This window comes from Shewanella sp. SM69 (assembly GCF_025653985.1).
GTDB lineage: Bacteria > Pseudomonadota > Gammaproteobacteria > Enterobacterales > Shewanellaceae > Shewanella > Shewanella oncorhynchi.
The window spans coordinates 137,002-157,016 of the sequence record NZ_JAKKRV010000012.1; the positions used below are offsets into that span (position 1 = coordinate 137,002).

At 46.5% G+C, this 20,015-nt stretch carries 18 protein-coding genes and 1 tRNA gene; 9 read left to right on the forward strand and 10 right to left on the reverse strand.

Translation table 11 applies throughout. The features are described from left to right. Nucleotides 1–43 precede the first annotated feature (43 nt). Together L5M37_RS16455 and L5M37_RS16460 are read right to left on the reverse strand one after the other, a co-directional pair. Nucleotides 44–775 carry a LytR/AlgR family response regulator transcription factor gene (locus L5M37_RS16455; RefSeq protein ID WP_173497261.1) on the reverse strand — a complete coding sequence of 244 codons (732 nt, stop codon included), beginning with the start codon at nucleotides 773–775 and terminating at the stop codon, nucleotides 44–46. Beyond that, nucleotides 769–2,442: a sensor histidine kinase gene (locus L5M37_RS16460; RefSeq protein WP_287478759.1), complete on the reverse strand. Its 1,674-nt coding sequence runs from the start codon at nucleotides 2,440–2,442 to the stop codon at nucleotides 769–771. Before L5M37_RS16460 ends, L5M37_RS16455 begins: the two co-directional genes overlap by 7 nt. Before the next feature lie 585 nt (nucleotides 2,443–3,027). Here L5M37_RS16460 and L5M37_RS16465 point away from each other — a divergent pair. The 5 genes from L5M37_RS16465 (at nucleotide 3,028) to L5M37_RS16485 (ending at nucleotide 8,080) form a co-directional block, all read left to right on the forward strand. Continuing rightward, on the forward strand, nucleotides 3,028–3,951 hold the full coding sequence (locus L5M37_RS16465) for a pirin family protein (protein WP_198573897.1): 924 nt from the start codon (nucleotides 3,028–3,030) through the stop codon (nucleotides 3,949–3,951). A 298-nt stretch (nucleotides 3,952–4,249) separates the two neighbouring features. Continuing rightward, nucleotides 4,250–5,296, forward strand: coding sequence for an ATP-binding protein (locus L5M37_RS16470; RefSeq protein ID WP_113941211.1), 1,047 nt, complete (start codon nucleotides 4,250–4,252; stop codon nucleotides 5,294–5,296). Then, nucleotides 5,297–5,980, forward strand: coding sequence for a response regulator transcription factor (locus tag L5M37_RS16475; RefSeq protein WP_263201260.1), 684 nt, complete (start codon nucleotides 5,297–5,299; stop codon nucleotides 5,978–5,980). Between the two features lie 32 nt (nucleotides 5,981–6,012). Then, nucleotides 6,013–6,714, forward strand: coding sequence for a potassium channel family protein (locus L5M37_RS16480; RefSeq protein ID WP_105250904.1), 702 nt, complete (start codon nucleotides 6,013–6,015; stop codon nucleotides 6,712–6,714). A gap of 1 nt (nucleotide 6,715) precedes the next feature. Then, nucleotides 6,716–8,080 carry a TrkH family potassium uptake protein gene (locus tag L5M37_RS16485; RefSeq protein ID WP_263201262.1) on the forward strand — a complete coding sequence of 455 codons (1,365 nt, stop codon included), beginning with the start codon at nucleotides 6,716–6,718 and terminating at the stop codon, nucleotides 8,078–8,080. 431 nt (nucleotides 8,081–8,511) lie between these two features. On the opposite strand, the gene L5M37_RS16490 is transcribed toward L5M37_RS16485, so the two are convergent. The 5 genes from L5M37_RS16490 to L5M37_RS16510 form a co-directional block, all read right to left on the reverse strand. Next, nucleotides 8,512–9,432, reverse strand: a complete 921-nt coding sequence (locus L5M37_RS16490; RefSeq protein WP_063881836.1) for a hypothetical protein — start codon at nucleotides 9,430–9,432, stop codon at nucleotides 8,512–8,514. Between the two features lie 681 nt (nucleotides 9,433–10,113). Further along, complete coding sequence (locus L5M37_RS16495) at nucleotides 10,114–11,298, reverse strand: NAD(P)/FAD-dependent oxidoreductase (RefSeq protein WP_219251690.1); 1,185 nt, start codon at nucleotides 11,296–11,298, stop codon at nucleotides 10,114–10,116. Nucleotides 11,299–11,593: 295 nt separating this feature from the next. Continuing rightward, nucleotides 11,594–12,610 carry an NAD(P)H-dependent glycerol-3-phosphate dehydrogenase gene (gene gpsA, locus L5M37_RS16500; protein ID WP_173497252.1) on the reverse strand — a complete coding sequence of 339 codons (1,017 nt, stop codon included), beginning with the start codon at nucleotides 12,608–12,610 and terminating at the stop codon, nucleotides 11,594–11,596. Between the two features lie 4 nt (nucleotides 12,611–12,614). Beyond that, nucleotides 12,615–13,100, reverse strand: coding sequence for a protein-export chaperone SecB (gene secB / locus L5M37_RS16505; RefSeq protein WP_006083777.1), 486 nt, complete (start codon nucleotides 13,098–13,100; stop codon nucleotides 12,615–12,617). Between the two features lie 295 nt (nucleotides 13,101–13,395). Then, nucleotides 13,396–13,830, reverse strand: coding sequence for a rhodanese-like domain-containing protein (locus L5M37_RS16510; protein ID WP_105253030.1), 435 nt, complete (start codon nucleotides 13,828–13,830; stop codon nucleotides 13,396–13,398). A 267-nt stretch (nucleotides 13,831–14,097) separates the two neighbouring features. Here L5M37_RS16510 and gpmM point away from each other — a divergent pair, with 267 nt between their 5' ends. The 4 genes from gpmM to L5M37_RS16530 are packed head-to-tail and all read left to right on the forward strand — an operon-like array spanning nucleotide 14,098 to nucleotide 18,792. Beyond that, nucleotides 14,098–15,642: a 2,3-bisphosphoglycerate-independent phosphoglycerate mutase gene (gene gpmM, locus L5M37_RS16515; protein ID WP_263142298.1), complete on the forward strand. Its 1,545-nt coding sequence runs from the start codon at nucleotides 14,098–14,100 to the stop codon at nucleotides 15,640–15,642. A 10-nt stretch (nucleotides 15,643–15,652) separates the two neighbouring features. Then, nucleotides 15,653–16,786 (forward strand): murein hydrolase activator EnvC family protein, encoded by a 1,134-nt coding sequence (locus L5M37_RS16520; protein ID WP_113941204.1) that lies wholly within the window; start codon nucleotides 15,653–15,655, stop codon nucleotides 16,784–16,786. 32 nt (nucleotides 16,787–16,818) lie between these two features. After that, nucleotides 16,819–18,027, forward strand: a complete 1,209-nt coding sequence (locus L5M37_RS16525; RefSeq protein ID WP_263142301.1) for a S41 family peptidase — start codon at nucleotides 16,819–16,821, stop codon at nucleotides 18,025–18,027. Nucleotides 18,028–18,036: 9 nt separating this feature from the next. Next, complete coding sequence (locus L5M37_RS16530; RefSeq protein WP_263142303.1) at nucleotides 18,037–18,792, forward strand: divergent polysaccharide deacetylase family protein; 756 nt, start codon at nucleotides 18,037–18,039, stop codon at nucleotides 18,790–18,792. On the opposite strand, the gene L5M37_RS16535 is transcribed toward L5M37_RS16530, so the two are convergent. The 3 genes from L5M37_RS16535 to L5M37_RS16545 all read right to left on the reverse strand — a co-directional run bounded on the left by L5M37_RS16535 (nucleotide 18,767) and on the right by L5M37_RS16545 (nucleotide 19,911). After that, complete coding sequence (locus L5M37_RS16535; protein WP_105250838.1) at nucleotides 18,767–19,222, reverse strand: Rrf2 family transcriptional regulator; 456 nt, start codon at nucleotides 19,220–19,222, stop codon at nucleotides 18,767–18,769. The genes L5M37_RS16530 and L5M37_RS16535 overlap by 26 nt on opposite strands. Nucleotides 19,223–19,244: 22 nt before the next feature. Beyond that, complete coding sequence (locus L5M37_RS16540) at nucleotides 19,245–19,499, reverse strand: YkgJ family cysteine cluster protein (RefSeq protein WP_105250837.1); 255 nt, start codon at nucleotides 19,497–19,499, stop codon at nucleotides 19,245–19,247. Nucleotides 19,500–19,834: 335 nt separating this feature from the next. Then, nucleotides 19,835–19,911 (reverse strand) — tRNA-Asp (locus L5M37_RS16545). Between the last annotated feature and the right edge of the window lie 104 nt (nucleotides 19,912–20,015).

Genomic DNA, 20,015 nt, shown 5'->3' on the forward strand with positions numbered 1-20,015 from the left:
TCAATTAAGGCATGAAATACAGATCTGCAGGAATGAATGACAATTACAGCCTCATCAGCTGTCGAAAAGCCTTAATATTACTACGGCTAACGGGCACCTCGAACGACAAATCATGCAATCGGATCAGGTAAGTACTATTGAACCAAGGCACGATTTCGCGGATCTTGTTGATATTGACGCAATAGGAACGGTGACAGCGGAAAAAGCCCTCGGCGGGCAAGCGGCTGACAAACTCACTGATGGTCATCTGCATCACATAACGGTCAGTGCGGGTGTACACATAGGTGAGTTTTTCATCGGCCTCGGCATAATAAATTTGCTCGCAGGGCGTAACGATAATCCGCTCACCTTTGACTAAATTCACGGTTCGACTGGTGTTACTCGCGACCTCATGTTGTGGCTTTGGTGCTTGCCGCCCCACCTGTTCAATCTTCTGCAATAAGCTGATGATCCGCGGTTCATTGTAGGGCTTGAGAATATAATCGAAGGCTTCGAGCTCAAATGCTTCTACTGCAAATTCTTTATAGGCAGTCACAAACACCACATGGGGAGGATGGGTCGATTTATGTAGATTCTTCGCCAACAAAAGGCCATCGATGGACGGTATTTGGATATCCAAAAACACCACATCGACCTCGTGATCCTGCAAATATTTAAAGGCCTCTAAGCCATCCTCGAAGCTAGCCACTATGTCTATCTCACTGTGGCTCTTCACTAAATACTCTAGCTCCTCACGGGCAAGATATTCATCTTCAACTATGATGGCTTTTAACATACTTGCGCCTCATTTTCCGGTAAGTAAAAACTGACTTCAGTCCCCGGCTCGAGCCGTTTAAGCTGCAAACCTTCGCCGTACAATAACTTCACTCTCTGGTGCACATTCATCAGCCCAATACTGCTGCTTTCTACGCGGCCAGCAGCTACACCATCAATCACCTCTTGGCGGATCCCATAGCCAGTATCGCGCACGGCGACGCGAATACCTGCATCGAGTTTTTTCACTTCTATCGTCACTCTACCCGGTGCACTGCGCGGCTGAATGCCGTGCAAAATGGCGTTTTCCACCAGCGGCTGTAACAAGAGGCAAGGTACACAAAAATGCACATCGTCGACATCGAAGATCACTTCAAGCTTGTCGCCAAAGCGCGCCTGCTCAATCGCCACATAATCACGGACTTGTTTCACTTCTTCTTGGATATCAATCAGCTCATCGCCTTTAGCCAAGTTATAGCGCAGATAATCGGCCAGATTAGCAATCAACTGTCGCGCCTGCTGTGGCCGAATACGGATCAAAGAAGAAATCGCATTGAGGGCATTAAATAAAAAATGTGGATTAATCTTGCTCTGCAACGCCGTAAACTCCGCCTTGCGGGTCATCTCTTGCAGTTGCTCGATACGCGACACTTCCATCTGGGTCGAAATCAGCTGCGACAAACCCACAGCCATCTCCCGCAACGAGCTAGTGATACGATAGGTATTGCGATAGTAAATCTTCAGCGTGCCACTCACAGTGCCGTTTTCGCGCAGCGGGATTATGATGACCGAATGAAAATCCGATAAATGATATTGGCGTAAGTCATTGTTAATAATGTTTTGATCTTGCTCTATCGCCCTTTGAGTCATTTCGCTAATCGCTTGATGACCATCGACCTCGTAGTAATCTTTGCCAACGCCCATATAGGCTAATACATCGCGAGTATCGGTAATCGCCACGGCATCGGCATGGATTTCATTGCGGATCACAGCGCAAACTTGCTCTAAGGCATGGCGGTCAATCTTGCGGAAAAAGGGTAAGGTTTTATTAGCAATATCCAGCGCGAGCTTAGCCTGCTTAGCGGCAATCAACTCTTTCTCATCGTCGAGGTCCTGCACTAGCTTGATAATCAGTCCGATACATACAGTGCCCGCAATCATGGGATAGGCAATATGACTCACAATCTCAACGCCCACCTCGTGTGGCTCTGTCAGCAACCAAATCAACAACATAGTCAGCGTTTCGCACAACATGCCCGCCGCAATGCCATAAATCCACAACTTAGATTTGGGACATTTGTAATAAATCCACGTCGCCATAAGGCCGGCAATAATGCTAGCGATTAAACACGGAATAGAAGTATCACCATCCATATCAATCAAATATCTATGCAGCCCCGACAGCACGCCCGCAGGAATACCAACCCAAGGGCCAAATAGAATCCCGCCAGAAATAATTGCGATAATCCGCACGTTAACCAACGCGCCTTCAACCTCAATGCCGGTATAAGTACTAAATACCGCAAATAAGCAAAATATCGCCGCCACAGAAACTAACTCTGCGGGGGTATGATTACGCTTTTGGAATAAACGCTGAAACGGTCGAGTGCGAGTTAAAAAGAACAAGGTCATCAGCATCAAGGCCGCCCGTTCAAATACCGCCAGTAACATCATTTGATTTTCGAGCACGCTTTCTCCTTGATCTATTACGCTGAATCACAGCCCAACGTTATATTTACCAATGATATATTTATGAGTGTTAAGCCTGTACGCTGAATGGATTAGGGTGAAGACAGACTTTGCCGCCAACACAAGCCCCCATAAAAGATAGACTCGATTTTGCAGATCCAACGTAAGACATGGATGATAAAAATCACTGAGCCCCAAACTTATCAAACACTCGTATTTAGGCTCGAGTAAAACATCAAACGCTAATGCCCACATAAATACAGGCTTGCTAAAGTAAAGGACAGATAAAAGTCCCATTCACGCGGGCTCAGTCACACATTCGTACTCGAATTAGGCTATCAAAGACTATCGAAGGGCAATTTGAAGAACCTAAGACACGTTAAGTTAACCACCAAAAAGTGCAGTTGCCCTCTATCAGGTCACTGCCACAATTTGCAAAATTGACCGGAATACCCGAAGCTAAAACCTTCGGTTCGAATGCAAGATGAGATCTGCCCCCATGCGAGATTCTAGGTTCACACTTAGCTGCGCTGAAGCGAGCCAAACTGAACTGAGCATGCCCTAGTAATGGAATAAGGAGCGAACATGAGTGAACTACAAGCACAGTTTTATGGTGGCCCTAAGGAATGTCCTATTGAAAATGGCCGCATTCAAGCTCAACGGATTGCCCCCAAAATCAGTGATGTCGGCGGCATACCTGTCGCACGGGCTATTCCACAAAAAGAGCGCCGCCTTATCGGCCCTTGGTGCTTTCTCGACCATATTGGCCCAATCACCGACGGCCCGCAGTTAAACGTCGGCCAACATCCACACATTGGATTGCAAACCTTTACTTGGATGCTCGAAGGCGAAATCATGCACAGGGACAGCCTCGGCAGTGCTCAAGTGATCCGCCCAAAACAAGTTAACCTGATGACAGCCGGACACGGCATAGCCCACACCGAAGAGTCGATAGCGGGCCATCACACTATGCACGCAGCCCAACTATGGATAGCCTTACCACTAGAGCACAAAGATACCACTCCGAGATTCGATCACTACCCAGAGCTGCCGACTTGGCACGAGTCAGGCGTCGAATTCACCCTACTGATTGGCAGTTGGCATCATAAACAGGCGCCCACATTACACTTCTCACCTATCGTTGCCATAGATCTGTTTGCCGCCCATGACGCTGAACTCACTCTGAATCTCGACCCTAGTTTCGAATATGCCCTCATGCCACTGGAAGGCCGCTTCCAAATCGAGGATGACAGTTTTGATAATAACCACCTCGCCTACCTTGGCATGCTACGCGAAACCATTACCATAAAACTCGAGGCGGGTTGTCGCATACTGCTGATTGGCGGCGCGCCACTGGCTGATCCTGTCAGCATTTGGTGGAACTTTGTCGGCCATAGCAAAGATGAAATAGTCAAAGCACAGGCAGATTGGGAAGCCGAAGATCCCCGCTTCGCCGCCGTTACTGGCTATAGTGGCAAACGCTTAGTGCCCCCACCAATACCTTGGTGATGCTTAGCTCAATGACGGGCAACTCAATGACAGGCAGGTAAATAATTCAGGGTTAGTGGTTGGATAGGCACTTTGGCATCTTACGTAATGGCCTGCGCCTAGGTTAAGGCTTACAACATAAGTGTATGCGGTAAGCCTTATCATTTACCCAAAGTGTGATGTGAACAAGCTCGATTTGCCTAAGCTAAGTGCAAGCTAAGCCACTCACAAGGTTACAAATTTTACGACATTTTTACGCGCTATCTTAAAATGCCTTTGCTAAAGTACAGGCACTTTCTTTATATGCGTCTTTCTATTCATGACTTCATCCATAGCGGCTCCCATGACACAATACTGGCGTTCGCACCCGACTTTATTTACCTTCATAGTGCTAGTGACGGCCATTTTCAGCAGCGCCTTTATCGATCACTTTTCAAACTCGACTATCGCCGTACTGCTGATTTTACAATTGGCCGTAGTGGCCGTAGCCCTACAATGCAACGCAAACTTGGCCTATTTTGCAGCAGTGTTTGAGGCGACCAGCTTTAATTTTCTATTTACCACACCACGTTATTCACTCCAGATGTTTAATCTTGAGGACATTCTCAATCTCAGTGTGTTTCTGCTTGTCGCCCTCACTACCAGCAAATTAGCCGAACACTATCGACGTCAGCAAGATGCTCTCGAACAAGCTCAGTTACGCAACAGTATTTTGCTGTCGGTTTCCCACGATTTACGCACCCCACTCGCCACTATCATAGGCACGCTCACCACCTTAAAAGAATACATGCCTAAGCTCAGCCCAGACCAAAAGGATGAGCTGATTGATAGCGCGGCCGCCGAAAGCCATCGCCTACACCAATATATCGAAAACCTGCTGCAAGCCACTAAGTTACAACACGGCGCACTCAAGTTTAGCTTGAGTGAAGACGCCATAATGAATGTATTGCACCAAGCTATTGCCCGTTTTCCAGCCACGCAGCCGCGTATTATCATCAAGAGTGACGCCGATCTACCGTCACTGATGATATGCAGCTCATTGATTGAGCAAGCTATTTTTAATGTATTGGATAATGCGCTGCGCTATTCGCCTTCTGATAAGCAAGTCATAGTAAAAGCGTATCAGCAGGGCGATGCGTTACTGTTAGATATCCAAGATGAGGGTCTTGGCATAGAACCCGCTCAAGCGCAGGCAATTTTTGAACTCTTTTATCGCCAGCATCCCTCAACCGATAGCGGCTCGGGCCTTGGGCTTGCTGTTGCTAAGGGCATAATTACCGCCCATGGTGGCCAGATCAGCGCCGAACCTGTCGCTCATGGCAGCCTTATTCGTATCGCATTGCCGATAAAAAAGGGAGAGGAATAAATGGCTTATAAGGTGCTGGTTGTCGATGACGAAGCGCAAATCCACACTTTTATGCGGATATCGTTAGAAGCGGAAGGATTCGAATATCATGGCGCCGCCTCGATTGCGTCAGCCCTAGCGCAATATCATGCGCAGCAGCCACATGTGTTAGTGCTTGATCTTGGCCTACCCGATGGTGATGGCATCAGCTTGCTGCAAACCCTACGTCAAAGTGACAAAGTGCCGGTGCTTATCTTAACCGCCCGCGATCAAGAGGAAGAAAAAATTCGTCTTTTAGAAGCTGGCGCCAATGACTATCTCAGCAAGCCATTTGGGATCAGGGAGTTAATCGCTCGCATCAAGGTTTTAGTCCGCGATTTAGTCGATGAACCGCCATTAAGTGATTTACTGCAGTTTGGCGCACTTAAGTTGCAAAAAAGTACCCACCTGCTTTGGCTCGATCAGCAAGAAATCGCCTTAACCAAAAAGGAGTTTGCCCTGATGGAGACCTTAATGTCTCACCCTGGTCAGCTCGTTAAACAAACTGAATTACTGCGGGATATTTGGGGTAAAACCCATCAAGAAGACAGTCATTATCTGCGGATCTTAGTCAGTCAGTTACGTAAAAAACTCAATGACAGCAGCGAGCAGCAGCTCATTAAGACAGAAGCGGGCCTAGGTTATCGCTTAACAAACAATAGATAAGCATCTGTTATAAATTAGAAAAGGATATTTTAATGGCACATTTTACCGTTATTGGCTTAGGGCGATTTGGTGTCGCCGCTAGCCTAGAATTGATCCACTTAGGCCACACGGTCACTGGCGTGGATAGTGACCCTAAAATGGTGGAAAAATACGTAGAAGACTTAACCGAAGCGGTTATTTGTGATTGTTCCGACGAAGCCGCACTTCGTGAGCTAGACCTCGCAAACAGTGAAGCCGTACTGGTCGCAATTGGCGAAGATATGCAGTCAAGTTTGCTGTGCACCTTGGCACTGAAAAATCTAGGCGTAGAAGTCATTTGGGTCAAGGCCAGCACTAAAGCCCATCACACTATCGTCTCTAAACTCGGCGTCGCCCGCATCATACATCCAGAGGAAGAAATGGGCATACGTGTCGCCCAGTCACTCAACTATCCTATGGTGAACAATTTCCTGCCGATTGGTGATGGTCTCTATGTAGTCGAAATCCATATCAAGCCTCACCTTGATCAAACTACTGTCAGCCAACTCCTCGGCGCTGCACAGGATGATGTTAAAGATGATGCAAAAAGCAATGTGATACGCAATCCTAAAGGCAAAGTCGCCGCCATTATGGTTAAGCGGGATCTGACGGTTTTCAGCAAAATTGATAGTCAATTTATCCTGCAAACGAATGACGCCTTACTGCTCTGCGGTAGCCGTACTGAGCTCAAATACCTAGCGCCAAGGTTGGTGTAACTTGGTTCAATGGCATCCCTCCATCATGGCGATTGAGCATAAACCCAAATCGAGTAAAAAGCTGTTAGGCGCACCGCCCTTTATCCTAAGCGTGAGCTTTGCATTATTGATCATCTTAGGCACTTGCTTACTCAAACTGCCGGTAGCAACCGAATCTTCTATTACTTGGCTACAAAGTCTGTTCACGGCCACCTCGGCGGTAACAGTGACAGGGCTTGTCGTTGTCGATACTGGCACTGTTTTTACGCCCTTTGGGCAAATCGTCATAGCGCTATTAATTCAATGCGGTGGACTTGGGCTGATGACCTTCGCCATTGTCACCTTGATCGCCATTGGCGGCAGAATTGGTTTTTTACACCAAACAGTCGCAAAAGAGGCTTTTAATCAAACAGATACATCGACTCTAGTGTCAACGGCAAAATCAGTGTTAGTGTTTTCCTTACTGGTTGAAGCCGTAGGCATGGCCATTCTTTCCATGTACTGGAGTCAGGAACTCGGTTGGAAAACCAGCTTATTCCACGGTTTTTTCTACACCATCAGCGCCTTTAACAACGCAGGTTTTGCCCTCAGTGCCGACAGCCTAATGCCCTATGTTGCCGATCCTGTCATTAACCTCACCATCACGGGCCTGCTCATCATAGGTGGCCTTGGATTCTCGGTGTGGATAGATCTTCGTAGGAACAAGCGTTGGTCAAAACTCAGCGTTTACAGCCGCATGATGATCACAGGCACTATAATTATCAACGCCGTCGCCGTGATTGCGATTTACTTTATTGAGTACAACAACCCCAATACCTTGGCGCCCTTAAGCGAACTTGGTAAATGGTTAGCCTCATGGTTTCAAGCCGTTACACCGCGCACCGCAGGCTTTAATACACTAGCAATTGACCAACTCGAAGATGGTACAACGCTACTCATGCTGGTATTGATGTTTATTGGCGGCGGCTCATTAAGCACCGCCAGTGGTATTAAGGTGGTCACCTTTATGGTGCTGATTTTGGCTACTTATGGCTACTTACGCCGCGATGAAGCCATTTATGTGTTTAAGCGCGAGATCCCCAAAGACACTGTCAGCAAAGCCTTGGCGCTAACCATGATCTCCATTGGCGTCACTTGGCTAGCCATCTTCGCACTGGTATTAAGTGAAAACGCACCGTTAATTGATATCGTCTTTGAGGCCGTATCGGCACTGGGCACAGTTGGTTTGTCCCGCGGTTTGACAGGCAACTTAACTACTCTAGGCCAAGCCATCATCATTTTTATAATGTTCATGGGTCGCCTCGGCCCACTCGTACTCGCCTACTTCCTCGCCAGCCCAAGGACCAAGAAACTGCGCTACGCAGAAACCAAACTGGCGATTGGGTAAGATTGATTGGTGGGTGACAAAACAAATCGACTGACCATCTATTGAGCCAGCGGGATAATCGAGTTGACTATGGAAGCGCTGACTTATAGGCGAGTCATGGTATTTGCTCGACGACGCGCAGCAAGTCCATCCGTGGATGCTCGACCGCCCCGTCCATGGGGCGGACGGTCGTCTCACTAATCACCATAGCTCACCTTTTTAGTATTAGCGTAATCTGTAAGTTTCAAATAAATACGTAGTATGTTTGAGATATTTCCAAGTTAGATCGTCAGTTCTAACACATGATTTTCGGATAAAATTTTGACGGGTTAACATCCATAAGTAGTAAGCAACGCATTACAAAATGCTTCCGGATTGTGTCATAAACAAAAAAACGAAAACCAAAACTGTCACGCGTTGCGAATCTACTTAAATTGGTTGTTATCAGGTAACTACACTTCTTTGTAAATTTTCTCTCTTTCTACTTCAGATAACGATATTGGCACTATTCTCAATAACCCTCTTAATATTGATGGTTCGAAGAATTCTTTCAATAGTTCGAAATTACGTTGAACACGATTCCTATCGTCATCTTCCCCTTCTACATCGACAAGTATTAAATTTAAATGTGCATTTGCATTCTTGAGTTTATTGTACAAGTAAATTTTATTCAGCATTAAATACACTCGCTCACGAGTCATCATCGCAGATACACGAGCAATTTTAATTTCTATGAATATCTCACTTTCGCCAGTATTTATGTAACCATCGAAAATTGGCTGGGTATTACTTATCGCATCTATACCACTAAATTGAGTAACCAGTTTGGCTTCTTTGATTAGGTCCAGGCTGGTTAGATTTCGAGCGGCCAGAAACTTATCAAATGCGATTTCTTCAAGTTTTTGAAGGTTTATTCTTCGACGAGTAGGTCTAACACGTTCAGGACTTTCATCATTTTCTTCTGTGCGTTTTTCTGTTATTTCATCTGGCGTCGCTTTTTCAACCCCGATAGCTTTTGCTATATCAGCTGGTGAAAGACCAATAATATTTGTACTAGTTTGGTGCTGGTTTATAGACGTAACAACATTTACTAGTTCTTTCCTTAGATCGGTGTTCTCATTTTTTAACTTTGCAATAGACTCATCTTTTTTAACTACTTCCTTCGATAAGCTAAAGAGCTTTCCTACACTAAATTGATCAAAAGTTTCACTGAGAACAATTACGACTAGCAAAATCACCAATGTGATCATACCTGCTGAAATCGCTCCCTTAGAACTCTGGGATAACAAGCTGTAAGATATGATCCAAACAATGAAGGCTGCTAAGCCAACAATTAGGCATCTTACAAAATAATTGACTTTTTTATCACTCATGAATTACCTATTTTAGCCTTGTAACGTCTTATTATTTATGCGCTGTTTGCAGGGTATAAATCGTTTGTTGAACTTGGCCGCAGCCATGTCCATTGGTATAAATGATGCTATAGGAATTTGCTTTTTTGCGGTAGCGGTTTTTATACAGTTTGATGGGTAATCATCTGATATTGCTTTACCTTTTCCGTTCTTTCACGCTTATTTTTTGCTGATGAATCACTATCTAACGACTCAAAACCCCAAGGAATACACCTCCCCCTCGGAGTTGCCGCAGGGCGAATAGACAAATTGCGTGAGTCTTGCCATGGATGGCAAGCTAGCTTTCGCAGGTGCAGGGACGCATCCTTCGGAAGCGATAGCAAATTTGGCAATGAGCACAAGGGGCTTTCAACTCCGTTGGGGCGTCTTGGAGCATCCAAGGAGGATAGGACGAGCAGTCCTCCTTGGTCGGGTGTGGGGTGAAGCCCCACGACTTTGATTAAAGCATTCAAGCTACGAAAAGATGGGATACATAACTTCTAAGTCGAACCATCAACTTTTCTATAGGCAAAGCCTTACTTGGCCTATTCCCCTTTTGAACGGCGAAACACACTTAGAGCCAAAAGTGATTTAGCCAGAAGATTGGCTTTGATGAGTTCAAACAGTCAGGGTTTTAAACTCATTACTCTTGCAAGTTAGAGACTAAACCGCTTGTCCTGCTGCAACGCCAGATGCCCAGGCCCATTGAAAATTAAACCCGCCTAACCAACCACTTACGTCCATGACTTCACCGATAAAGTAGAGTCCTGCGACTTTGCTGGCTTCCATGGTTTTGGATGACAGCTCATTACTATCAATACCACCTAAGGTCACTTCGGCGGTGCGGTAGCCTTCAGTACCGTTCATCAATACTGTCCAGCGGTGGAGATCATCCACAAGTGTTGCGCGCTCGGCGTGAATTAGCTGATTTAACGCTTTATTCAACAGGGCTTCATCGAATAGCACTTCGACCAAACGCTTAGGCAACCATTGGCTTAAGGTATTACGCAAACTCTGTTTAGGATGTACGGCAAATTGTTGTTCTAGCAATTGCGCCAAATCCATATTCGGCAATAGATCGATTTCTATGGTTTCGCCCGCTTTCCAATAGTTGGAAATCTGCAAAATGGCGGGGCCAGATAAGCCACGGTGAGTGAATAGCAGCGCTTCGCTAAATGCAGTGCCATCTTTGGCGGTAATGCGGCTCGGCACTGCGATTCCCGACAGAGGTTCGAAACGAATTTTATCTTCACTGTGCCAAGTAAAAGGCACCAGACCCGCGTGAGTTGGCAACACTTTAAGGCCAAACTGCTCGGCCAGTTGATAGCCGTAAGGCGTGGCGCCGAGTTTAGGCATGGATAAGCCACCCGTGGCGATAACGAGTGAGTCGCAGCTCAGTTCGCCGTTAGAGGTATTGAGCTCAAAGTGCCCAGCCTCGGTCTTTTTAACAGCCAGAATATCGGTACGCAGCTTGATCGTCACGCCCGCCCATTCACACTCGGTCAATAGCATAGTGACTATCTCTTTGGCCGAGTCATTGCAAAACAGTTGGCCGTGATCACGTTCGTGGTATTCAATGCCGTGACGCTCGACCATTTCAATAAACTGCTGCGACGGATAACGCGCGAGTGCCGATTTAACAAAGTGAGGATTACCACAGAGGAAGTTAGCGGGCTCGACTTTAAGGTTGGTGAAGTTACAACGCCCGCCGCCGCTGATGAGGATTTTACGCCCAGCTTGCTTGGCATTGTCGAGTACGAGTACATCACGGCCTCGGTAACCTGCGGTCGCTGCACACATTAATCCCGCGGCGCCGGCTCCGATAATAATGACATCATGATGTTTCACGCTCTTACTCCACACAGATAAATTGATTGGCATTGGCTGCCAACGGGCAATTTGATGACTCGCGAACCTTTACAACAGCTAAACGGAGCAAAGATAAGCTCAAACGTTAGGCACAAATCCCCTCTTTCACCATCTGACCTCCAGGGATGGAGGAAATGCCATCTGATGTCGGGAACATCAAGGGCCCTGGCGACCGGGGATACATCTTGCACACCAGAAGTCCGGGCACAAAAAAGGGCGCTATTTTAGCACCCTTTCCTTTATTCGGCATTACAGCATCATCACGGCTCGCGGTTTATTGCGTAGGCGTTTCTGATTTCTTTTCTCTGCTGAGCAATTCTTTCGCAGCATCGACCGGCGCTTTGCCTTGATACAATACTTGGTAAATCTGCTCAGTGATCGGCATTTCAACCCCGAGGCGTTTCGCAAGCGTAAACACTTCTTTGGTATTGCGATAACCTTCAACTACTTGGCCAATTTCAGCCTGTGCTGTCATCACATCACAGCCTTTACCTAAGGCTAAACCGAAACGACGGTTACGGGATTGGTTGTCGGTACAGGTCAATACTAAGTCGCCTAACCCCGCCATGCCCATAAAAGTGGCCGCATTGGCACCTAAGGCTTCGCCTAAACGCGTCAATTCGACTAAACCACGGGTAATCAAGGCTGTTCTGGCATTCGCACCAAAGCCGATACCGTCGGACATGCCCGCGCCAATCGCGATCACGTTCTTTACCGCGCCGCCAAGTTGCAGTCCGGTAAAGTCGTCATTGGCATAAACCCGCAAACGTTTAGGGCTGTGTAACAGCTCGACGAGATCGTTGGTGAATTTAGGACAAGTGCCCGCGACCGAAATGGCCGTAGGTAAACCCATGGCGAGTTCTTTCGCGAAGGTCGGCCCAGATAACACCGCCAGCGGATATTGCTCACCTAACACATCACGGGCCACATCTTGCAGCAAACGTCCGGTTTCAGGTTCGAGCCCTTTCGTTGCCCATACGATGCGCGCATCGCTACGGAGTAACGGTTTAGCTTGCTCAAGCACAGTACCAAACACATGGCTTGGCACAACCACTAACACATTGTTGCTGGCGGCTAAGGCTTTGGCTAAATCGGCTTCGATCTGTAAACAATCAGGAAACGCAATACCAGGCAAAAAAGCTTGGTTGCACTTGTCTTGAGCGAGCGTTTGCATGTGGACAGGATCGTGTCCCCATAACAAGGTCTTATGACCGTTGCTGGCTAAAGAAATGGCAAGGGCGGAGCCATAAGAGCCCGCCCCTAATACCGTGATATCGGCAGAGTTTTTCATGTAATTAAGCGTTAGCTTCTTCGGCAGCTGGTGCAGTCGCAGCAGCTTGACGTTGTTGCACGTATTGGGCAAACAGCGCGTCGAAGTTAACAGGTGCTAAGTTCAGTTGTGGGAAAGTACCACGACCGACTAAGCTGCCCACGGTTTCGCGAGCATATGGGAATAGGATGTTAGGGCAGTATGCACCTAATGAATGGGCCAATTGTGGCTCAGTCAGACCAGTGATAGAGAAGATACCGGCTTGTTGTACTTCACATAGGAAAGCGGTATCGCCACCGTTTTGTGCAGTCACAGTTAAAGACAGGACAACTTCATACACATCGTCAGCTAATTTAGCGCTGCGCGTGTCTAAATCTAACTTAACTTCTGGGTTCCATTCTTTTTGGAATACCGCTGGGCTGTTAGGCGTTTCGAAAGACACATCTTTAGTGTAAACACGTTGGATGTTGAATTGTGGGGCTTGTTGTTCGTTGTTTGCTACTTCAGCCATAATTTCCTACCTATCCTATCAATGTTGTATCGGCTTTTCGTTGAAAGCCAATTATTATTTGAAAGCCAATTACTATTTGAACGTAAATTGGCTCGGGGCTTATGTTACTCAAGGCCTGTATCAGATCTCGGTATCATCCCAACTTGTACCTATATTCGGGTATCGATCGAACCAGTCTAAAAACTTACATTAAGCCCTTAGCGACCGTAGGATCAGTATGCCAAACAATGATGACTTTATTACTGCACTATCCTGTGGATTGAGTGCAGCTGAAATCATAACTGCCGCCGACAACTTATCTTTTGCTTTTTGAAACAGGCATATTTGCTGCCTGCCATTCACCCATACCACCTTTCAAGTTGTACAGGTTTTCAAAACCTTGCTTACTCAAAAGCTGAGCAGCTTGAGACGAGGTCATGCCAGCATTGCATACCAATATAATGGGACTGGCTTTATACTTTTCAAGGGCTGATATCTGATTATTTTTAATATCGGCGAGCGTAACGTTAAGTGCATCAACAATATGGCCCTTGCGGAACTCGTCATTCGAGCGCACATCAACCACTTTAGCATCCTGTCTATTCACCATAATCGTTAATTCTTGATGAGAAATACTTTTGATTTTTGACATGCTCGATTTGATGATACTCGCGACAAGCACAACAAATAATCCCACCCAAGCCAGACTGAGCATTGAGTGAGCTTTAAAAAATTCGATATATTCTTGCATGATGATTGCCCGCATAAATGGCGAAAATTCGATAAGGGCACAGAGTATACCGATTGCCTTGGCAGAATGCAGCAGTTTAGTCACAGTTCGAGATCGCACTTTTAGTGCAATTGACTCTGTACTTGTCACAAGCCACTCACAGAATCGGGCGAATTAGTGATTCGATGACCTTAATCGGGGTAAAGCGCTTTTTCATACCCCGCTAACGTAGTAATATTTGACCAATTTCAGATTTCTATCGCTTCTATAAAACTTAAAGGTATCACTATGACGACAGCTAAACGTCCGCTCGCGTTGTTGATCCTCGATGGCTGGGGCTACCGTGAAAACACGCATAATAATGCGATTTTCCACGCCAAGACTCCGGTACTCGACCGTCTCAACGCTAAATATCCCCATAGTTTGATTTCAGGTTCTGGCTTAGATGTTGGCTTACCTGATGGCCAGATGGGAAATTCTGAAGTTGGCCATATTAACTTAGGCTCTGGCCGTGTGGTTTATCAAGAACTCACTCGTATCAGTAAAGCCATTGCAGATCATGAGTTTGAAAAAAATCCTGCACTATGTGATGCGGTAGACTCAGCCATCAAAGCTGGCGGAGCAGTACACATTATGGGCTTGCTTTCCCCCGGCGGCGTCCACAGCCATGAAGAGCATATCGAAGCTATGTGCCGTATGGCCGTTGCGCGCGGTGCAACTCAGGTTTATCTGCACGCTTTCCTCGACGGCCGCGATACGCCACCGCGCAGCGCTAAGGGTAGCTTGAGCCATTTTGATGATCTGTTTACTACATTAGGCCATGGCTGTATTGCATCGATTATTGGTCGTTACTTTGCTATGGACAGGGATAATCGTTGGGATCGCGTGTCGCAAGCCTACGATTTAATCACCCAAGGCAAGTCAAAATTCCAATACGACAATGCCGTTACAGCATTGGAAGCGGCTTATGAACGTAACGAGAACGACGAATTCGTCTCTTCATCGGCGATCACAGATGCCAACGGTCAAGTTGCGACCTTAAAAGACGGCGATGCCCTGATTTTTATGAACTTCCGTGCTGACCGCGCCCGTCAAATCACCCGTAGCTTTATTCACCCAGACTTCGATGGTTTCGAACGCGCTGTTATGCCGAAAATGCACTTCGTCACTTTGACTGAGTATGCTGGCGACATCACAGCACCTATCGCTTATCCATCTGAAAACTTAGTGAATACCTTAGGTGAAGTGCTGCAGAAACAAGGTCGTACTCAGCTGCGTATCTCTGAAACTGAGAAATACGCCCATGTGACTTTCTTCTTTAACGGCGGTAAAGAAGAGCCATTCGAGGGAGAAGATCGCATCCTAATCAACTCGCCTAAAGTGGCAACTTACGATCTACAGCCTGAGATGAGTTCAGCTGAGCTGACTGACAAGTTAGTTGCAGCAATTGAATCAACTAAGTACGACGTGATCATCTGTAACTACCCCAATGGTGACATGGTTGGCCACACAGGTAATTTCAATGCCGCCGTTAAAGCTTGTGAAGCTGTCGACGCTTGTATCGGCCGTGTGGTTGATGCGCTGGCGAAAGTGGGCGGAGAATGTATTATTACCGCCGACCACGGCAATGCCGAGCAAATGACCGACGAAACTACAGGTCAGGCTCACACGGCCCACACCAGTGAACTCGTGCCTTTCGTCTTTGTTGGACGCGATGCGACCATAGATGAAGGTGGTAAACTCAGCGATGTTGCACCTACCATCTTGACCTTGATCGGCGAAGCCATTCCAGCTGAGATGACGGGCAAACCCTTAATCCACATAAAAGAGTAACCGTTACCTAGTGAGCACTCGACTCCTTGTTAAAGCCAGCATTATTGCTGGCTTTATGATGTTATCTTTCTCGGCACACGCTTCTGATTTGGAGAAGCGTAAGTCCGAGTTAAAATCAATCCAAACGCAAATAAATCAACAACAAAGCGCATTAAAAACCACCAGTAAACAAAGAGAAAAGCTGCTGTCATTGCTGCGTAGCGATGAAGAAGCGATTGCGTCAGCTGCCAAAAAAGTCAACAGCACCAAAAATAGCTTAGCGCAAATCGACACTAAACTTGCCGAGCTAAAACAACGTCAAGATGAGTTAGAAACGCTTAAAGTGACTCAACAACAAACACTGTCGAAACAGCTGTCGAGCGCCTATCTTGCCGGTAATCACGATTACACTAAGATGATGCTTAATCAGCAAAGTCCCGCCACTATCGAGCGTATGTTGGCTTATTACCAATACCTCAATAAAGCGCGGATGAAGTCGATCAACGAATTAAAGCAAACCTTGACCGAGCTAGATGAGATCAAGGTGTCGCAAACGAGTAAGCAAAAGCAATTAACGAAACTAGTGGCCGAACAACAAGTACAAGCTAAACGTTTGAGCCAAGAGCAAGATCAGCGTCAACTGACCATCAAAGAGCTGCAACGCACCTTAAATTCTAAGGGTGCAGAGCTTGAGCAGTTGCAAATTGAAGAGGCCAGCTTAAAGCGCGTCGTTGAACAAGCGCTCCGGGCCATGAAAGATAACCCCTCGATGGAAGGCTTTGGTAAACAAAGTGGCAAACTTAAATGGCCAACTAAAGGTCGTGTGAGTGCTAGCTTTGGTAGCCAACGTTCCGGTCAAGTAGTATGGAAAGGCACTATGTTGTCTGCACCAGAAGGGCAAAATATTCGAGCAGTTTCAGGTGGTAAAGTCATTTATGCCGACTGGTTACGCGGTTTTGGTCTTGTCATGGTCATCGATCACGGGAAAGGTTATATGAGTCTTTACGGTCATGCTCAAACCCTACTAAAAAGCCCTGGTGAGATGGTAAAAAGCGGTGAAGCGATTGCTTTAGTCGGACGTTCAGGTGGACAGAGCGAGCCTGGCCTATACTTTGAAATAAGGCATAAAGGGCAAGCCGTCGATCCAGCGAAATACTGTCGCTAATCATAACGGTCCCCTTATCACAGGGGACCGTTATGAAATACATGATCCGCTATATCAGTTGCGTTGGATTAGGTCTCACTTTAGGCCTATCCATCAGCCTCTCCAGCCAAGAGAATGCAAAATCCTACCGCGACAACTTTGACTATCCATTACTACAAGATGTACTTGAAACGGTTGAAACTTACTATATCAAAACCGTTCCCAAAGAAGAGTTAGTGCAGGCCGCCATCAAAGGCATTTTTGAACATCTCGACCCCTATTCCAGCTTCCTAAATCATCAAGAATTACTCGATCTTAAAGATTCTAATCGCGGCGAGTATTTTGGTTTCGGTTTCGAAGTCGCGGCCCAAAAAGACCACATCAGCATCATAGCCCCCTTTGCCCATTCTCCCGCAGAGCAAGCGGGAATACGTGCGGGCGATATTATTATTAAACTTAACGACACCCTGGCGACTGAAACGAATCTAGCCGATATCCTTACTGAAATAAAAAGACATAGTCTCAATAATCAGAGTATTAACTTAGAGCTAAAACACAGTAATGACGATGCCACCTTTAAAGTGTCACTCAAGCCAAGCAATATCACTATAGAGTCGGTCAGCACTCAACTGCTTGATGGCAATATTGGCTATGTCAGATTAAGCAACTTCCAAGAAAACTCGACCGAAGATATGGTGCGCTCGCTCAGCCAATGGCAAAACAAACCGCTCGCCGGACTCATCTTAGATTTACGTAATAATCCCGGCGGCCTGCTCGACCAAGCGGTTAAAATTGCGGATCTCTTTCTCGCTAAAGGACGCATAGTCTCAACTTCTGGCCGCTTCTTCGACGCCAACTCTGACTACTATGCCTCACCGCAAACCATGCTGACTAACGTGCCTATGCTCGTGTTAATCAACAAAGGTTCGGCCTCTGCATCCGAAGTTCTCGCCGCCGCATTACAAGAAAATGGTCGTGCCAAACTCTTAGGTGAGACCAGTTTTGGCAAAGGTACTGTACAAAGCCTGATCCCCATCTTAGAAGATGGTAACGCGATTAAACTCACAATTGCCCAGTACAATACTCCTAGAGGTGAAAACATTCATAACATAGGGATCATCCCTGACATAAAAATTGCCGCCGAAACTGGTCCCAGCGTTGGTAATTTAGCTATAATCGACGCCCTATCAGCCCATGCATCACTGGCCCAAGATCATCAAGTGACCTCTGCCATTGCATGGATACAGCACCATGACGAATAAGAAGAAATTGTGCGCTTACTTTATTCCTTGGCCCTATTGGCCCTAAGCATTTCTCAAAGCTATGCTGCCCAGCTTGCACTCATTATTGATGACATAGGTTATCGTCATACAGATAAAGCCGTGCTGGCACTGCCCAATACAGTAACACTCTCAGTATTACCTCATACCCCACTTGGCAAAGAACTCGCTAACGCAGGACACCAAAAAGGCCACGAAATTATGCTACATCTTCCCATGCAGGCGCTTAATGGTAAGACATTAGGGCTGGGGGGATTAACCAATACGATGACTGAGGCACAAATTCGCACCAGTGTTATTGATGCGATTAACAGCGTTCCCTTTGCCAAAGGTGCCAATAACCACATGGGGAGTCTATTAACTCAACTAGACGATCCCATGCTCTGGGTCATGGAAACACTCAAACAAGAGCAGCTGTATTTTGTCGATAGTATGACAACACGATTCACTAAGGCAGGGGATAACGCAGATAAGCTAGGCATTCCTTTACTAAAACGCCAACTGTTTCTAGACAATGATACCAGTGCCAATGCACTCGAGAGACAATTTAACTTAATGATAAGTCAGGCACATACCCAAGGTTGCTTGGTGGTGATTGCCCATCCCTATCCAGAAACTATGCGCTTCTTGGAGGCTAATCTACACAGACTTAAAACCGAGGGGATTGATCTAGTGCCAGCATCGAGTTTGCTCCCCATCGGTATTGCACTTAAAAGTGGTACTAATCCAGTTGCAGTACTGAAATAGAAAAGTCTGGCAGCAAGGCGACTAACTCATCACGGTTACTCACAATATCCAGCAAAGTATATTGATCCAGCACATTCAAATAAGCTTCAACAGCCTGAGCTAACACGCCTTTAAGCTTACAGGCTGGTGTAAATCGGCAGTAAGGTTTGCTGCAATCAATAGGGGCGAGTGAGTTTTCTAACACTCGAACTAACTGGCCTAGGTTAATCTCACTCGCAGGCTTACCCAAACGGAAACCGCCCATCTTACCGCGGATGGTTTCAAGGTAACCCATCTTGCCTAAATGATGCACTATCTTAGAGACATGATTTGGTGACAGATCAAACACCTGCGTAATTTCAGCAATCCTAAATAAAGTTGTTCTATCTGGCTGAACCGCTAAATACATCAGGGTACGAACGCCAAAATCGGTATAACGAGTTAACTGCATATTTCACCTGTCAGCGATAAACTTAATGAGAGGTCTGAGATTCGAGTTGGGTAATCAACCAAAGCGCCTCTTCGTTCGAATGACCACAAACATCTTCAGATGCATCGAAATCACTACAAACCGCAGGACGATCAGGCGAGCCGAAAATCAAACATAAATTGGCATCGCTCAATTGCACACAACGCTCACCCGCCGCCTTACCCTTTGGCATACCCGGAATACCGCTGCTTATTGAAGGCGCAATACAGCAAGCACCACACCCAAGACGACAATTCATTTTCGTTACTCATGAAAGACATAAGGCATTATACCGTTTAATTTGTCCGAGATCAGTGTCACAGGTCAATACTGCCAAGTCGCGCACAGGAGGTTTTCAGAACGTGAAAGAAACAATATTGATAAAGTGGAATAAAGAACGGCAAAAAAGTAGGTTTTGATTTTTAACATTGAAGCGAAAGCTTCATATTCTGATAAGGATGTCATCTACATGGTGGCAGAGTATGAGGATAACCACATGCTTCGAGCCCGAAGCGTTAGCGTCACTGACACGAATTACCCGCGACGCCATAACGAAAAAAGCCTCATCTTTCGATGAGGCTTATCTCTTAATGTTGGCGGAGCGGACGGGACTCGAACCCGCGACCCCCGGCGTGACAGGCCGGTATTCTAACCAACTGAACTACCGCTCCTTTAGCTTAACGTCTACACGTTAACCTAAATTAGGCGCTTGGCGATGACCTACTCTCACATGGGGAGACCCCACACTACCATCGGCGCGTTTGCGTTTCACTTC

What these genes read in the sequence shown, in the direction of transcription:
- gpmM (WP_263142298.1), top strand. Translation starts at nt 14,098, where the DNA reads ATGACGACAGCTAAACGTCCGCTCGCGTTGTTGATCCTCGATGGCTGG.
- L5M37_RS16480 (WP_105250904.1), top strand. Translation starts at nt 6,013, where the DNA reads ATGGCACATTTTACCGTTATTGGCTTAGGGCGATTTGGTGTCGCCGCT.
- gpsA (WP_173497252.1), bottom strand. Translation starts at nt 12,610, where the DNA reads ATGAAAAACTCTGCCGATATCACGGTATTAGGGGCGGGCTCTTATGGC.
- L5M37_RS16465 (WP_198573897.1), top strand. Translation starts at nt 3,028, where the DNA reads ATGAGTGAACTACAAGCACAGTTTTATGGTGGCCCTAAGGAATGTCCT.
- secB (WP_006083777.1), bottom strand. Translation starts at nt 13,100, where the DNA reads ATGGCTGAAGTAGCAAACAACGAACAACAAGCCCCACAATTCAACATC.
- L5M37_RS16475 (WP_263201260.1), top strand. Translation starts at nt 5,297, where the DNA reads ATGGCTTATAAGGTGCTGGTTGTCGATGACGAAGCGCAAATCCACACT.
- L5M37_RS16510 (WP_105253030.1), bottom strand. Translation starts at nt 13,830, where the DNA reads ATGCAAGAATATATCGAATTTTTTAAAGCTCACTCAATGCTCAGTCTG.
- L5M37_RS16525 (WP_263142301.1), top strand. Translation starts at nt 16,819, where the DNA reads ATGAAATACATGATCCGCTATATCAGTTGCGTTGGATTAGGTCTCACT.
- L5M37_RS16455 (WP_173497261.1), bottom strand. Translation starts at nt 775, where the DNA reads ATGTTAAAAGCCATCATAGTTGAAGATGAATATCTTGCCCGTGAGGAG.
- L5M37_RS16535 (WP_105250838.1), bottom strand. Translation starts at nt 19,222, where the DNA reads ATGCAGTTAACTCGTTATACCGATTTTGGCGTTCGTACCCTGATGTAT.
- L5M37_RS16470 (WP_113941211.1), top strand. Translation starts at nt 4,250, where the DNA reads ATGACTTCATCCATAGCGGCTCCCATGACACAATACTGGCGTTCGCAC.
- L5M37_RS16540 (WP_105250837.1), bottom strand. Translation starts at nt 19,499, where the DNA reads ATGAATTGTCGTCTTGGGTGTGGTGCTTGCTGTATTGCGCCTTCAATA.
- L5M37_RS16490 (WP_063881836.1), bottom strand. Translation starts at nt 9,432, where the DNA reads ATGAGTGATAAAAAAGTCAATTATTTTGTAAGATGCCTAATTGTTGGC.